Source organism: Agrococcus sp. GW821-FHT14H11, assembly GCF_058803545.1.
This window is the reverse complement of record NZ_JBXAPA010000003.1, coordinates 146,888-160,137: the sequence shown is the minus strand read 5'-3', so window position 1 is coordinate 160,137 and position 13,250 is coordinate 146,888. Positions and strand designations below refer to the sequence as shown.

Below are 13,250 nucleotides of genomic sequence, written 5' to 3'. Positions count from 1 at the left end.
CGATTCTAGCGGGCGGCGATCGCGAGGGCGGCCAGGCGGTAGCCGTCGAGGCCGCAGCCGGCGATGACGCCCGTCGCGACGGCCGACACCACCGAGGTGTGGCGGAAGACCTCGCGCGCGTGCGGGTTGGAGATGTGCACCTCGACGAGCGGCGCGACGCCCTGCAGCTGCGCGCACGCGTCGCGGAGCGCGTAGGAGTAGTGCGTGAAGGCGGCGGGGTTCAGGATCACGGGCGTCGCGGTGTCGACAGCCTCATGGATCCACCCGACGAGCTCGGCCTCGTCGTCCGTCTGCCGCACATCCGCCTCGACCGGCCGCTCGGGGGTGCCGGCGGCCTCGACGAGCGGCGCGACGTCGGCGAGCGTGGCCGTGCCGTAGACGTCGGGCTCGCGGGTGCCGAGCCGGCCGAGGTTCGGCCCGTTCAGGACGAGGATGCGCATGCGGCCAGTCTGCCGCACGTCAGTCGGCGAGCGACTGGTAGGCCATGAACAGCAGGCTGTCGTCGGGGCCCTCGAGGATCCGCGGCTTCGCGACGTCGTCGAGCACGACGAACCGCAGCATCGACCCGCGCGTCTTCTTGTCCTTGCGCATCGTGCCGAGCAGCGTCTGCCAGCGCCCGACCGGGTAGGTGGTCGGGAGCGCGAGGGACTCGAGGATGGCCCGGTGCCGGTCGACGACGGACTCGGGCAGGCGCCCGGCGAGCCGCGAGAGCTCCGCCGCGAACACCATGCCGATGGAGACCGCCGCCCCGTGCCGCCAGCGGTAGCGCTCGGTGTGCTCGATCGCGTGCCCGAGCGTGTGCCCGTAGTTCAGGAACTCGCGCTCGCCGTGCTCGCGGAAGTCGTTCGCCACGACCCGCGCCTTCACCGCGATCGAGCGCGCCACGACCTCCTGGAACTCCGGGGCGGCGGGGTCGGTCGCGGCCGCGAGCGAGCCCTCGAGCAGCTCGAGGATGCGCGGGTCGGCGATGAAGCCGGCCTTCACGATCTCGGCGAAGCCGGTGAGCAGCTCGTTGCGCGGGAGCGAGTCGACCAGCTCGAGGTCGGCGACGACGGCCGCCGGGTGGTGGAACGCGCCGACGAGGTTCTTGCCCTGCTCGGTGTTGATGCCGGTCTTGCCGCCGACGGCGGCGTCGACGATGCCGAGCACGCTCGTGGGCGCCTGGAGGACTCGCACGCCGCGCAGCCACGTGGCCGCGACGAAGCCGGCCAGGTCGGTGACGGCGCCGCCGCCGAGGCCCAGCACCGCATCCGTCCTGGTGAACTCGGCCTGGCCGAGGATCTGCCACAGGAACTGCGCGACCTCGATGCGCTTGGCGGCCTCGGCGTCGGGCACCTCCGCGAGGAGCACCTCGATGCCGAGCTCCGACTTCAGGTGGTCGGCGATGCGGCTCATCGCCGGCTGGTGCACCACGAGCAGCCGCTGCGCGTCGCCGAGCGACGCGCGCACCTGCTCGACGAGGATGCCCCGCCCGACGTGCACGTCGTACGGCGCCTCGGTCTCGACGCGGATGGTGGTCATCGGCTCCCCCTCATGTGCGTTCACAGCCCGCGCTCGACGAGCCAGGCCTCGAGCCGGTCGACGAGCTGGGCCATCGGTGTCCTGGATGTGTCGAGCTCGACGTCGGCGAGCTCGCGGTAGAGCGGCGCGCGCTCCTCGGCGATGCGCCGCCACGCCGCCATGCCGTCGGCGAGCAGCGGGCGTCCGCCGCCGGCGATGCGCCGCTCGGCGGCGCGCTCGTCGACGGTCACGAGCACGACCGTCGCGTGCTCGAGGAGTGCCCGGGTGCCGGCGTCGAGCACGGCGCCGCCGCCGAGCGCCACCACGCCGCCCGGCGTGAGCGCGTGCCGCACGGCCTCGGCCTCCCACCGGCGGAAGGCGGGCTCGCCGTGCTCGGCGAAGATCTCGGGGATCGGGCCGTGCTCGAGCGCCACCAGCCGGTCGGTGTCGACGAAGGTGCGCCCGATCCGGGTCGCGAGCTTGCGCCCGAGCGACGACTTGCCGGCGGCCATCGGCCCGATGAGCGCGAGCGGCGGCGTCGTGCCGGCCTCGTCGCCCGGCCGCGGCCCGTCGGCCGTCACGGCGTCGTGCGCAGCTGCTCGGGGATGGCGGCGAGGTAGGCGTCGAGGTTGCGGCGCGTCTCGGCGACCGAGTCGCCGCCGAACTTCTCGACGACCGCGTCGGCGAGCACGAGCGCGACCATCGCCTCGGCGACGACGCCCGCGGCGGGCACCGCGCAGACGTCGCTGCGCTGGTGGTGCGCCTGCGCGGCCTCGCCGGTCGCGACGTCGACGGTGCGCAGGGCCCGCGGCACGGTGGCGATGGGCTTCATCCCCGCGCGCACGCGCAGCACGCCGCCGGTGGACATGCCGCCCTCGATGCCGCCGGCGCGCACGGTCTCGCGCGTGACGCCGTCCTCGCCGACGAGCAGCTCGTCGTGCGCGACGCTCCCGCGCCGCCGGGTGGTCTCGAAGCCGTCGCCGACCTCGACGCCCTTGATGGCCTGGATGCTCATGAGGGCCTGCGCGAGCCGTCCGTCGAGTCGGCGGTCCCAGTGCACGTAGGAGCCGAGGCCCGGCGGCAGGTCGTAGGCGAGCACCTCGACGATGCCGCCGAGCGTGTCGCCCGAGCGCCGGGCGTCCTCGACCTCGGCGAGCATCGCAGCGCTCGTGGCCGGGTGCAGGCAGCGCAGCTCGTCGCCGTCGAGCCGGTCGACGTCGTCGGCGGTCGGCAGCGGCGCGTCGTCCGGCACGCGCACGGGGCCGATCGAGAGGGTGTGGCTGACGAGCCGCACGCCGAGCTCGCCGAGGAACGCGCGCGCGACGGCGCCGAGCGCCACGCGGGCGGCGGTCTCGCGGGCGCTCGCCCGCTCGAGCACGGGGCGCGCCTCATCGAAGCCGTGCTTCTGCATGCCCACGAGGTCGGCGTGGCCGGGCCGGGGCCGGGTCAGCTTCGCGGCGCGCGCGCCCGTGAGCTCGCCCTCGAGCGGCGCGGCGCCCATGACCTCGGTCCACTTCGGCCACTCGGTGTTGCCGATGCGGAGCGCTACGGGGCCGCCCTGCGAGCGACCGTGGCGGATGCCGCCCGAGATCGACAGCTCGTCCTGCTCGAACTTCATGCGCGCGCCGCGGCCCGCGCCGAGCTTGCGCCGCTGCAGGTCGGCCTGGATCTGCTCGGCGGTGATCGGCACCCCTGCGGGGAGCCCCTCGAGGAGGGCGATGAGTTCGGGGCCGTGGGATTCCCCGGCGGTGAGCCAGCGCAGCATGGTCACGATTCTTCCAGACCCGCGGATGCCTCCAGTGCCGCGCGCATGGCCCTCACGACGCGCGCCTCCTCGGGCAGGGGCGCCTCCACCTCGCCGAGCGCGAAGATGCGGGCCTGCAGCACCGCCTGCTGGAGCAGCATCTCGCGGCCGTCGAGCAGCTGCCCGGCGGGGACCGCGCCGCGGTAGCGGGAGCCGTCGGCGCGCGCGTAGTCGGCGTCGAGCAGCAGCGCCGGCGGCGCGTCGAACGCCGGCGCGGCCGGCGCCGCGGCGGGCAGCGTCGAGACGGCGGCGTCGACGGCGGGCAGGGGCACCTCGAGGCCCTGGGGCGCGACGATCACGCCGAGCCGCTCCCCCAGCGCCACGAGCGCCTCGGCCTTGTGCGGGCTCCGCAGGCCCACGGCGACGCGCTCGGCGCCGAGCTCGGCGAGCGCGACGAGCGCGGACTGCGCCGTGGCGCCCGCGCCGACGATCGCGCCCGTCCGCACGGAGCCGAGCCCCGCATCCTCGAACGCCCGGACGATGCCGCCGACGTCGGTGTTCCAGCCCCGCACGCGCGCGCCGAGCAGCAGCGTGTTCGCGGCTCCCGTGAGCGTCGCGCGCTCGTCGAGCGCCGATGCGAGCGCCGCCGCTTCGCCCTTCAGCGGCGCGGTGACCGAGAGGCCGAGCCACGCGGCAGCCAGCCCGGCGACGAAGGCCCGGAGCGCGCCGGGCGCGACCTCGCGCCGCTCGTACGCCCAGTCGAGGCCGAGCGCCCGCGCGGCCGCGCCCTGCAGCACCGGCGAGAGCGAGTGCGCGACCGGCTGGCCGACGACGGCGAGGCGGCGGGTGCCGGCCGCGCCGCCGACGGCCGCCACGTCAGCCGCCCCAGCCCGGGTTGTCGCGCAGGAACTGCTGGAACTGCTCGACGGCGGCCAGGTGCTCGCCGTAGGTCTCCGAGAAGACCGTCTCGCCCGTCTCCGGGTTGACCGTGACGAAGTAGAGCCAGTCCCCCTCGGTCGGCGCGAGCGCCGCCTGGAGCGCGGTGTCGCCGGGGGCGCCGATCGGGCCGACCGGCAGCCCGGGGCGCGCGTACGTGTTGTACGGGTTCTCGGTGTCGGCCCGCTCCTCAGCCGTCGTCGTCACGACGTGCAGGTTGCCCGTGCCGTAGGCGACGGTCGCGTCGGACTGCAGCGGCATGTTGATGTCGAGCCGGTTCTGGAAGACGCGGGCCACGCGGCCGAAGTCGTCGGGCAGCCGCGCCTCGCGCTGCACGAGCGACGCGAAGGTCAGCACCCGCTGGCGGTCGGCCTCGGCGACGCCGGCGGCGTCGAGGGCCTGCGCCTGGCGCGCGATCATCGCCTGCAGCACGGCCGGCGCGGTGACGCCGTCGTCGAAGGTGTACGTGGCCGGGAACAGCCAGCCCTCGAGCGTCGTCGCGTCGTCGGGCAGGTCGAACTGCGCGAGGTCGCCGCTCGCCTGCACGAACTCGGCCTGCGGGATCCCGAGGTCGCGCTCCAGCCGCTCGAAGACCTGCGGCAGCGTGTAGCCCTCGGGCACAGTGACGCGCAGCTCGACCTTGTTCGCGGGGTCGAGGATCGCGTCGAGCGCGCCCTGCGCCGACATCTGCTGCTGCACGCGGTACGCGCCCGGGTGCAGCTGGATCGAGGGGTCGGCGACGAGGATGTCGGTGAACGCCTCCGCGCTCGCGATGACGTCCTGCTCGGCGAGCTCCGCCGCCACGTCGTAGCCGTTCTGGCCCGACTGCACCTGCACGATCACCTCGCCGGTGCCGGGGCCCGCGTAGTCCTCGGGGCCGCTGAAGCGGTCGACGAGGCGCGGCACCACGACGACCGCGGCGATGATCGCGCCGACGACCACCACGAGCGCGATGCTCCAGCCGATGAGCCTGCGGCGGCCTCGGGCCCTGCGCTCCCTCGCGCGACGTCCAGCCATCTCAGTCCTCCATGGGGGCGGCTGCGCCGCCGTCGGTGAGCATCTCGCCGGGCGCCCGCCCGGCGGTCCGCTCGCTGTCGAGTGCGTGCTGCAGGATGACCACGGCCGCGGCCTGGTCGATGCTCTGGCGCTGCTGGCGCGACGACCTGCCGGCCGCGCGCATCCCCGCCGAGGCGGTGACGGTCGAGAGCCGCTCGTCCACGAGCCGCACGGGCAGCGAGCGCGCGAGCGAGGCGGCCATGTCGCGCGCGTCCTGGGTGCTCGGGGTGTCGGCGCCGGAGAGCGAGATCGGGAGCCCCACGACCGCCTCGATCGCGCCGAGCTCCTCGGCGATCGCGGCGAGGCGTGCGACGGGGTCGACGTCGGCGCGCTGGATGGTCTCCACCGGCGTCGCGAGCAGCCCGTCGAGGTCGCACCTGGCGACCCCGACCCGGGCGCGGCCCACGTCGACGCCGATCCTGACGCCCCGGCGCATCGCCGTCGCCGCGCTCAGCGGCGGAGCCCCTCGCGCACGGCCGCGATGGCCGCGGGCATCGCGGCCGCATCCTGCCCGCCGCCCTGCGCCATGTCGGGCTTGCCGCCGCCGCCGCCGCCGAGCGCGCCCGCGGCCGCCTTGGCGAGCGGGCCCGCGACGACGCCCGCGTCGCGCGCGGCCTGGTTGGTGGCGACCACGATCGCCGGGCGGCCGTCGACCGCGCCGCCGATCGCGACGACCGCGGGGTCGGCGCCGAGGCGCTCGCGCACCTGCGCCGCGACCGAGCGGAGGTCGTCGGCGGAGCCGATCCGGCCCAGGTCGAGCGAGGCGAAGCGCAGCGCGCCGACCGCCTCGGCGGCCTCGGCGATCGGGCCGACGCGGCCGGCCAGCTGCTGCGACTCGAACTCGGCGATGCGCTTCTCGGCCGCCTTGAGCGAGGTCACGAGCTCCTGGATGCGACCGGGGAGCTGCTCCTTCGGCGTCTTCAGCATGCCGGTGAGCTCGCTCACGAGCGTGCGCTCCGCGACCAGCTGGCGGAACGCATCCGGGCCCACGGCGGCCTCGACGCGCCGGTTGGTCGAGCCGACGCTCGACTCGCTCGTGATCGAGATGAGCCCGATCTGGCTGGAGGCGCCCACGTGGGTGCCGCCGCACAGCTCGCGCGACCAGGGGCCGCCGATGTCGACCATGCGCACGGTGTCGCCGTACTTCTCGCCGAACAGCGCCATCGCACCGAGCGACTTCGCCTCGTCGATCGGCATGACGCGCGTCTCGACCGGCAGGTCGTCGCGGATCGCCGAGTTCGCGATGCCCTCGAGCTCCTGGCGCATGTCGTTCGAGAGGGCGCTCGACCAGGAGAAGTCGAGGCGCATGTAGCCGGCCTTGTTGTACGAGCCCGACTGGGCCGCGTCGGGGCCGAGCAGCTGGCGCAGCGCCGCGTGCACGACGTGCGTCGCGGAGTGCGCCTGGTTGGCCGCGCGCCGGTAGAGCGGGTCGACGGCCGCGTGCGCGAGGTCGCCGACGGCGAGCTCGCCCGAGGTCACCCGCACCGTGTGGCTGATGAGGCCCTGCACCGGGCGCTGCACGTCGAGCACGTCGGCCTCGAAGCCGGAGCCGACGAGCGTGCCCTGGTCGCTGTCCTGGCCGCCCGACTCCGCGTAGAGCGACGTGGCGGTGAGGACGACCTCGACCTCGTCGCCGACGCCCGCGCGCTGCACCTGGGCGCCGTCGGCGATGATGCCGATGACCTCGCCGTCGGCCTGCAGCTCGTCGTAGCCGAGGAAGGCCGTCTCGCCCTTCGCGCGCAGCTCCGAGTAGACCGACAGGTCGGCGAGCTGCCGCCGTCGCGACTTCGCGTCGGCCTTCGCGCGCGTGCGCTGCTCGCTCATGAGCGTCTCGAACGTCGAGCGGTCGACCTCGAGGCCCGCCTCCTCGGCGATCTCCATCGTGAGGTCGATCGGGAAGCCGTACGTGTCGTGCAGCAGGAACGCCGTCTTGCCGGGCACGACGTGGCCGGAGTCGCGGCGCACGTCGGACATCGCGAGGTCGAGCACCGTCGATCCCGACTCGAGGGTGCGGAGGAACGTCTCCTCCTCGTTCACCGCGAGCCGCGCGATGCGCGGGTAGGCGGCCTCGAGCTCGGGGTAGGCGGTGACCATGGCGCGATAGCTCGCCTCGAACAGCGCCGGGAACGTCGCCTCGTGCACGCCGAGCAGGCGCATCGAGCGCACCGAGCGGCGCATGAGGCGGCGCAGGATGTAGCCGCGGCCGTCGTTGCCGGGCGTCACCCCGTCGCCCATGAGCATGAGCGACGAGCGCACGTGGTCGGCGACCACGCGCATCCGCACGTCGTCCTCGGTCGCGGCGCCGTAGCGGCGGCCGGAGAGCTCGCCCGCGACGTCGAGCACCGGGCGCACCTGGTCGATCTCGTAGATGTTCTGCACGCCCTGCTTGAGGAACGCGACGCGCTCGAGCCCCATGCCGGTGTCGATGTTCTTGTTCGGCAGCTCGCGCACGATCGTGAAGTCGGTCTTCGAGCGCACGTCGGCGATCTCGTCCTGCATGAAGACGAGGTTCCAGATCTCGACGTACCGGTCGCTGCCGGTCGCGGGCCCGCCGTCGGGGCCGTGCTCGGGGCCGAGGTCGAAGAAGATCTCGGAGTCGGGGCCGGCGGGGCCGGGCTGCCCGGTCATCCAGTAGTTGTCCTCGAGGCCGAGGCGCTGGATGCGCGACGCGTCGACGTCGGTGACCTCGAGCCAGAGGCGCTCGGCCTCGTCGTCGGTCTCGAAGACGGTGACCCAGAGGTCCTTGGGGTCGAAGCCGAACTTGCCGTCGGCCTCGGAGCCGGTGAGCAGCTCCCACGCGTAGGCGATCGCCTCGCGCTTGAAGTAGTCGCCGAACGACCAGTTGCCGGCCATCTGGAAGAAGGTGCCGTGACGGGGCGTGCGGCCGACCTCCTCGATGTCGAGGGTGCGGATGCACTTCTGCACGTCGGCGACCCGGGGCCAGGGGGCGGGCACCCGGCCGGAGAGGTAGGGGATGAACGGCACCATGCCGGCGATCGTGAACATGATCGCGGGGTCGTCGCTGACGAGCGACGCCGAGGGGACGATGGTGTGGTCCTTGGCCTCGAAGTGCTTCAGGAAGCGGCTGTGGATCTCTGCGGTCTGCATGGGGTCAGGTCTTTCCAGCCCCGTCGGGGCCTGACGAGCCCGGGCGCGCAGCGCCCGGGCTCGGATCGGGTGTCGTCACTCGCCTCGCAGCTCGCGGTCGCGTGCCTGGTAGCCGTCCTTGACGGCGTCCGTGAACTCACGGCCGCGCGAGTCGACGTTGTCGAGGAACGCCTTGCCCTTCTCGGTCTCCTCGATGCGGCGGGCGGCGAAGACGCCGATGACGACGCCGACGGCCAGGAACAGGAGCTTCTTCACAGCGGGTCCCCCTCGTGTCTCGCTTCGCCCCGCGCCGGATCGGCGCACGGGCTCGGACAGTCTAACGACGAAGAGGGGCCGCCGGCTGGCGACCCCTCCTCGATGCGCTCGGATCAGCGAGCGGCGTAGTACTCGACGACGAGCTGGACGTCGGCGACGACGGGCACCTCGGCGCGCTTCGGGCGGCGCACGAGGCGGGCCTGGAGGCGGTCGAGCTGCACGTCGAGGTACGGCGGGACGGGCGGGAGCACGCCGGCGTGGCCGCCTGCGGCCGCGACCTGGAAGGGCTCCATGCCCTCGCTGCGCTGGTGCACGTGGATGAGCTGGCCCTCCTTCACGCGGAACGAGGGGCGGTCGACGCGCTGGCCGTCGACCATGATGTGGCGGTGCACGACCATCTGGCGGGCCTGCGACATCGTGCGGGCGAAGCCCGAGCGGAGCACGAGCGCGTCGAGGCGCATCTCGAGCAGCTCGACGAGGTTCTCACCCGTCAGGCCGGACTGGCGGCGGGCCTCGTTGAAGGTGTTGCGCAGCTGCGCCTCGCGGATGCCGTACTGGGCGCGCAGGCGCTGCTTCTCGCGGAGGCGGACGGCGTAGTCGCTGTCGGCCTTGCGCTTGGTGCGGCCGTGCTGGCCGGGGCCGTAGGGGCGCTTCTCGAGGTAGCGCGCCGCCTTCGGCGTGAGGGCGATGCCGAGGGCGCGCGAGAGGCGCGTCTTCGACCGGGTACGGGACTTCGTGGACATGACTTCCTTCGCTGAGTCGCTGCCGCGCGAGCGGCTGTCCCGGCCGAGTGCCGGGACCTAAGGAGGGGTGCGGGTCCTGCGTCGGCAGCCGGGCTGCCAGAGGACCAGCGACCAGGCTACCAGAGGTCAGGCGTCGCCGGAGAGGATGCGGCGGATGCGCTCGAGGCGAGCTGCGACGTCGCGCTCGTAGCCGTGGGCGCCCGGCTCGTAGTAGCGGCGCCCCACGAGCGGGTCGGGCAGGTGCTGCTGGGTCGCGACGCCGGCCGGCGCGTCGTGCGCGTAGCGGTAGCCCTTGCCGTGGCCGAGTCGCTTGGCGCCCGGGTAGTGCGCGTCGCGCAGGTGCGTCGGCACGCGGCCGATGTCGCCCGAGCGCACGTCGGCGATCGCGCGGTCGATGCCGAGGTAGGAGCGGTTGGACTTCGGCGCGGTGGCGAGGTAGACGACCGCCTCGGCGAGCGGGATGCGCCCCTCGGGCATGCCGATCATCTGCACCGCCTGCGCGGCGGCGGTCGCCACCACGAGGCCCTGCGGGTCGGCCATCCCGATGTCCTCGGCGGCGAGCACGATGATGCGCCGGGCGATGAAGCGCGGGTCCTCCCCCGCCTCGATCATGCGGGCGAGCCAGTGGAGCGCCGCGTCGGGGTCGGAGCCGCGCACCGACTTGATGAACGCCGAGATGACGTCGTAGTGCTCGTCGCCCTGCCGGTCGTAGCGCAGCAGCGCGCGGTCGACGGCGCTCGCCAGGGCCTCGGCCGTGACGGTCGTCGGCGCATCCGCGACGCCATCGCCCGCGGCCTCGAGCGCGTGCGCGCCGGCGGCCTCGAGCGCCGTGAGCGCGCGCCGCGCGTCGCCGGAGGAGAGCCGGATCAGCTGCGCGCGCGCCTCGTCGTCGAGGGCGATGCGCCCGTCGAAGCCGCGCGGGTCGGCGATCGCGCGGTCGACGAGCTCGGCGATGTCGTCGTCGCCGAGCGGCTCGAGCGTCAGCAGCAGCGAGCGCGACAGCAGCGGGCTGATGACGCTGAACGACGGGTTCTCGGTCGTCGCGGCGATGAGCGTGACCCAGCCCTGCTCGACGCCCGGCAGCAGCGCGTCCTGCTGCGCCTTGGTGAAGCGGTGGATCTCGTCGAGGAAGAGCACGGTGGAGCGCTGGAAGAGGTCGCGGTCGTTCAGCGCCGCCTCCATCACCTGGCGGACGTCCTTGACGCCGGCCGTGACGGCGCTCAGCTCGACGAATCGGCGGTCGGAGGAGTGCGCGATCGACTGCGCGAGCGTCGTCTTGCCGGTGCCGGGCGGGCCCCAGAGGATGACGCTCTGGCCGCTCGCGCCCTCGCTCGGCGCCGCGAGCCGGCGCAGCGGCGAGCCGGGGCCGAGCAGGTGGCGCTGGCCGACGACGTCGTCGAGGCTCGTCGGGCGCATGCGCACGGCGAGCGGCGCTGTCGTCCCTCCTGCCATGCCCCCAGCCTAGGCGGCGCCGCCCACACGACCCGGTAGCCTGAACGCCGCACCGAGCGGGTGCGCGAGCGGCAGAGGAGAGCCCGTGGTCACGAAGCAGGAGCAGGAGCGGCGCGTCCGCGACTACCGCGCGCGGCAGGCCGTGCACGAGCGCCGGCAGCGCCGGCAGCGCCGCGACTCCCTCATCGGGGCCGCCCTCGCGCTCGTCGTGCTCGCGGGCGGCACGGCGCTCATCGCCACCCGCCCCGCTCCCGCGGACCCGGCCGACACCGCGGCGCCGACGCCCAGCGCGACCGCGCCCGCGGCCGAGTCCACCGTGCCCGACCCCTCGCTCGCCGAGGGACGCACGTGGACCGGCTCGCTCACGGTGAACGGCGTCGAGCTCGACGTCGAGCTGGACGGCGCCGCGGCCCCCCAGGCCGTCTCCGCCGTGCTCGCCGACGCGCAGCGCGACTACTACGACGGCAAGACGTGCCACCGCCTCACGACGAGCGAGGGATTCTCGGTGCTGCAGTGCGGCTCGGTCGACGGCCAGGGCGGCGGCGACCCGACCTACATGTACGGCCCGGTCGAGAACGCGCCCGCCGACGACCTCTACGTCGAGGGCACCATCGCGATGGCCCGCCAGTCGGGCAACGCCGACTCGAACGGCCACCAGTTCTTCATCGTCTACGGCGACACGAGCATCCCCTCCGACTCCGCCGGCGGCTACAGCGTGATCGGCCGCGTCACCGGCGGCCTCGACGAGCTGCAGGAGGCCGTCATCTCCAAGGGCACGGCGGGCGGCGTGCCCGACGGCGCACCCGCGGAGCCGGTCACGATCGAGGACTTCGTCCTGCAGTAGCCCGCGCTACGCTCTACCTGCCCGTCCCCTCGTACGAGAGACTCCGTCATGCCCGAGCCCACCCAGCCCATCGACCCCGCCGCGTCGGAGCAGCCTGCCGCGCCGCAGGACGCCCCCGAGCAGGAGGCGCCCGCCGAGCAGGTGGAGCAGTCCGCCGAGCCGGAGGCTCCCGCCCAGCCGGAGACTCCCGCTGCCGAGGAGGAGGCGCCCGTCGAGCAGGAGGCGCCCGAGGAGGCTGCGGCCACCGAGCAGGAGGCGCCTGCCTCCGACGAGCAGGCTCCCGCTGAGGAGCAGGTTCCCGCCGAGCAGGAGGCTGCCGCCGAGGAGCCCGCCGCGCCCGTCATGGGCGAGCCGGTCATCGAGCGCGAGCTCGGCCGGGTCGACGCCGCCGGCACGGTCGCGGTCAAGGACGGCGACGGATGGCGCGTCGTCGGCCAGTTCCCGGACGTCACGGCCGAGGAGGCGCTCGGCTACTTCGAGCGCAAGTTCGCCGACCTCGAGGGCCAGGTCCGCCTGCTCGAGCAGCGCATCCGCGGCGGCGCGAGCGCCCGCGACGTGGCGAAGGCCGCCTCGCACCTCCACGCGACCGTGCTCGAGGCGCCCGCGGTCGGCGACATCCCGTCGCTGCTCAGCCGCCTCGACGCGCTCCGCGGCGAGCTCGGCGAGCTCGAGGCGAAGCAGCAGGCCGCGAGCAAGGCTGAGGTCGACGAGGCCATCGCCGAGCGCACGCGCGTCGTCGAGGCGATCGAGCAGCTCGCGAGCGGCGACCTCGAGAACGTGCAGTGGAAGCAGACGATGCAGCAGGTCGACGTGCTCTTCGCCGACTGGCAGCGCCTGCAGAAGGACGGCCCGCGGCTGTCGAAGGGCCAGGCCGACGCGCTCTGGAAGCGCTTCCGCGATGCGCGCTCGACCCTCGAGACCGCCCGCCGCCGCTTCTTCGCCGACCTCGACGCATCCCACAAGGACGTCCGCGCGCGCAAGCAGGCGCTCGTCGAGCAGGCCCAGGCGCTCGCGCCGAAGGGCGTCGACGGCATCCCCGCCTACCGCGCGCTGCTCGACCAGTGGAAGGCAGCCGGCCGCGCCGGCCGCAAGATCGACGACGCGCTGTGGGCCCAGTTCAAGGAGGCCGGCGACGTGCTGTTCGCCGCGAAGGCCGAGCAGGCCGCGGTCGACAACGAGGAGTACGCCGAGAACCTGGCCGCCAAGCGCGCGCTGCTCGAGGAGGCGACGCCGATCCTCGAGATCACCGACCGCGCCAAGGCGCGCGAGGCGCTGCTCGGCGTGCAGCGCCGCTGGGACGAGATCGGCCGCGTGCCCCGCGAGGCGCTGCGCGAGGTCGAGGACCGCATGCGCAAGATCGAGACGCACGTGCGCGAGCTCGACGAGCAGCACTGGAAGGCGTCGAACCCCGAGCGCAAGGCGCGCTCCGAGGGTCTCGCCGGCCAGCTCGAGGAGGCCATCGAGAAGCTCGAGGCCGAGATCGCGGACACGACGGATGCGCGCCGCAAGGCAGAGCTCGAGGCCGAGCTGCAGACGAAGCGCTCGTGGCTCGAGGTCGTCGCAGCCGCAGGCTGACGCAGCAGAGCGAGCAGGGGGCCGGCGCCGATGGCGC

At 74.2% G+C, this 13,250-nt stretch carries 13 protein-coding genes; 2 read left to right on the top strand and 11 right to left on the bottom strand.

The genetic code is table 11. From position 1 onward, the window contains the following. Nucleotides 1–5: 5 nt before the first annotated feature. The 11 genes from AC1RNL_RS04715 to AC1RNL_RS04665 form a co-directional block, all read right to left on the bottom strand. A complete protein-coding gene (locus AC1RNL_RS04715; RefSeq protein ID WP_492934586.1) occupies nucleotides 6–440 on the bottom strand; it encodes a type II 3-dehydroquinate dehydratase in 435 nt (144 codons plus the stop codon). A 19-nt stretch (nucleotides 441–459) separates the two neighbouring features. Further along, the gene (gene aroB, locus AC1RNL_RS04710) at nucleotides 460–1,521 is read right to left on the bottom strand and encodes a 3-dehydroquinate synthase (protein ID WP_146356218.1); all 1,062 of its coding nucleotides are present in this window, start codon (nucleotides 1,519–1,521) and stop codon (nucleotides 460–462) included. Nucleotides 1,522–1,541: 20 nt separating this feature from the next. After that, nucleotides 1,542–2,081, bottom strand: a complete 540-nt coding sequence (locus tag AC1RNL_RS04705; RefSeq protein WP_492934585.1) for a shikimate kinase — start codon at nucleotides 2,079–2,081, stop codon at nucleotides 1,542–1,544. Beyond that, complete coding sequence (gene aroC / locus AC1RNL_RS04700) at nucleotides 2,078–3,265, bottom strand: chorismate synthase (RefSeq protein ID WP_400530385.1); 1,188 nt, start codon at nucleotides 3,263–3,265, stop codon at nucleotides 2,078–2,080. Before aroC ends, AC1RNL_RS04705 begins: the two co-directional genes overlap by 4 nt. Before the next feature lie 2 nt (nucleotides 3,266–3,267). Beyond that, nucleotides 3,268–4,119, bottom strand: coding sequence for a shikimate dehydrogenase (locus AC1RNL_RS04695; protein WP_492934584.1), 852 nt, complete (start codon nucleotides 4,117–4,119; stop codon nucleotides 3,268–3,270). Between the two features lies 1 nt (nucleotide 4,120). Beyond that, the gene (mltG, locus tag AC1RNL_RS04690) at nucleotides 4,121–5,197 is read right to left on the bottom strand and encodes an endolytic transglycosylase MltG (RefSeq protein ID WP_492934583.1); all 1,077 of its coding nucleotides are present in this window, start codon (nucleotides 5,195–5,197) and stop codon (nucleotides 4,121–4,123) included. A gap of 1 nt (nucleotide 5,198) precedes the next feature. After that, nucleotides 5,199–5,672 (bottom strand): Holliday junction resolvase RuvX, encoded by a 474-nt coding sequence (ruvX, locus tag AC1RNL_RS04685; RefSeq protein ID WP_492934582.1) that lies wholly within the window; start codon nucleotides 5,670–5,672, stop codon nucleotides 5,199–5,201. Between the two features lie 14 nt (nucleotides 5,673–5,686). After that, complete coding sequence (gene alaS, locus AC1RNL_RS04680) at nucleotides 5,687–8,344, bottom strand: alanine--tRNA ligase (RefSeq protein ID WP_492934581.1); 2,658 nt, start codon at nucleotides 8,342–8,344, stop codon at nucleotides 5,687–5,689. A 75-nt stretch (nucleotides 8,345–8,419) separates the two neighbouring features. Further along, nucleotides 8,420–8,599 (bottom strand): hypothetical protein, encoded by a 180-nt coding sequence (locus AC1RNL_RS04675; RefSeq protein ID WP_128189167.1) that lies wholly within the window; start codon nucleotides 8,597–8,599, stop codon nucleotides 8,420–8,422. A gap of 113 nt (nucleotides 8,600–8,712) precedes the next feature. Beyond that, on the bottom strand, nucleotides 8,713–9,342 hold the full coding sequence (gene rpsD / locus AC1RNL_RS04670) for a 30S ribosomal protein S4 (RefSeq protein WP_128189166.1): 630 nt from the start codon (nucleotides 9,340–9,342) through the stop codon (nucleotides 8,713–8,715). 126 nt (nucleotides 9,343–9,468) lie between these two features. Then, complete coding sequence (locus AC1RNL_RS04665; protein WP_492934580.1) at nucleotides 9,469–10,794, bottom strand: replication-associated recombination protein A; 1,326 nt, start codon at nucleotides 10,792–10,794, stop codon at nucleotides 9,469–9,471. A gap of 85 nt (nucleotides 10,795–10,879) precedes the next feature. On the opposite strand from AC1RNL_RS04665, the gene AC1RNL_RS04660 reads away from it, so the two are divergent. Together AC1RNL_RS04660 and AC1RNL_RS04655 are read left to right on the top strand one after the other, a co-directional pair. Continuing rightward, a complete protein-coding gene (locus AC1RNL_RS04660) occupies nucleotides 10,880–11,638 on the top strand; it encodes a peptidylprolyl isomerase (RefSeq protein WP_128189164.1) in 759 nt (252 codons plus the stop codon). Nucleotides 11,639–11,686: 48 nt separating this feature from the next. After that, complete coding sequence (locus tag AC1RNL_RS04655) at nucleotides 11,687–13,213, top strand: DUF349 domain-containing protein (RefSeq protein WP_492934579.1); 1,527 nt, start codon at nucleotides 11,687–11,689, stop codon at nucleotides 13,211–13,213. Nucleotides 13,214–13,250 lie beyond the last annotated feature (37 nt).

Coding starts and splice junctions, on each gene's coding strand:
- AC1RNL_RS04715 (WP_492934586.1), bottom strand. CDS start 440: ATGCGCATCCTCGTCCTGAACGGGCCGAACCTCGGCCGGCTCGGCACC.
- aroB (WP_146356218.1), bottom strand. CDS start 1,521: ATGACCACCATCCGCGTCGAGACCGAGGCGCCGTACGACGTGCACGTC.
- aroC (WP_400530385.1), bottom strand. CDS start 3,265: ATGCTGCGCTGGCTCACCGCCGGGGAATCCCACGGCCCCGAACTCATC.
- mltG (WP_492934583.1), bottom strand. CDS start 5,197: ATGGCTGGACGTCGCGCGAGGGAGCGCAGGGCCCGAGGCCGCCGCAGG.
- ruvX (WP_492934582.1), bottom strand. CDS start 5,672: ATGCGCCGGGGCGTCAGGATCGGCGTCGACGTGGGCCGCGCCCGGGTC.
- alaS (WP_492934581.1), bottom strand. CDS start 8,344: ATGCAGACCGCAGAGATCCACAGCCGCTTCCTGAAGCACTTCGAGGCC.
- rpsD (WP_128189166.1), bottom strand. CDS start 9,342: ATGTCCACGAAGTCCCGTACCCGGTCGAAGACGCGCCTCTCGCGCGCC.
- AC1RNL_RS04665 (WP_492934580.1), bottom strand. CDS start 10,794: ATGGCAGGAGGGACGACAGCGCCGCTCGCCGTGCGCATGCGCCCGACG.
- AC1RNL_RS04655 (WP_492934579.1), top strand. CDS start 11,687: ATGCCCGAGCCCACCCAGCCCATCGACCCCGCCGCGTCGGAGCAGCCT.